Annotated in this window: 1 protein-coding gene; it reads right to left on the bottom strand. The window is 42.1% G+C overall.

Annotation, left to right across the window (positions count from 1 at the left end):
- Window positions 1-635, bottom strand: a 635-nt coding sequence (locus CVN76_RS01800) for a DUF3048 domain-containing protein (RefSeq protein WP_232732058.1), incomplete at its 3' end; no start/stop codon positions are given.
- Between the last annotated feature and the right edge of the window lie 30 nt (window positions 636-665).

Here is a 665-nt window from a genome sequence, read left to right as displayed (position 1 = left end):
GGTTGATCCGGAATGATATTGATCCAAGTTTTCCCAGGGATCAACCCTGCTTCCTCATCGTTTTTCACTGGTACGATTCGCCCACTCTCATTAACCCATTCTACTTCATTCACTTTTCCTCGTTGAAGTAAATAACCTTTTCCGCCACTTTTCAAATCGATTTTGCGACGACCCTTTTCGTCAATCACTTGATGATCGGCTTCAATGATCAATATATTATCCAGTAAAATCGGATTATGCGATTTATATTCGACTGTTTGTTCACCATTCGAATAACGTTTATATTTCTTATCCGTGGCATCGTATTCATACTCAACATCATACTCTTTTAAACCATAGGATATCTCGGCTTTGAGTGCCGATTCCCCTTGAATTCCAGCTGCCTCTTCCTTTGTAAGGAAAGCGAGTGGCTCTGGTGCGCCTTTCATTTCATATCCCTTTTCCTTCGCGCCTTTTAGGATGTCAGCAAAAGAGATGTAGGAATTATGCGGCGCTTTACGATCGTCCGAGCGTTGAAACAAAGTTCCATCATAATATACTCCGTTCAAGTTATCAATATACCCTTTGTCGAGCATGGTTTTTGCCTCGGGGCTATTCCCATGACATACGTAAAGGCAATCGAGGCCTTTAGCCATTTCGATATAGTAGTCCCTTGCACTACGGAT

This window comes from Bacillus sp. mrc49 (genome assembly GCF_002803435.1).
This window is presented reverse-complemented; position numbering and strand designations above follow the sequence as displayed.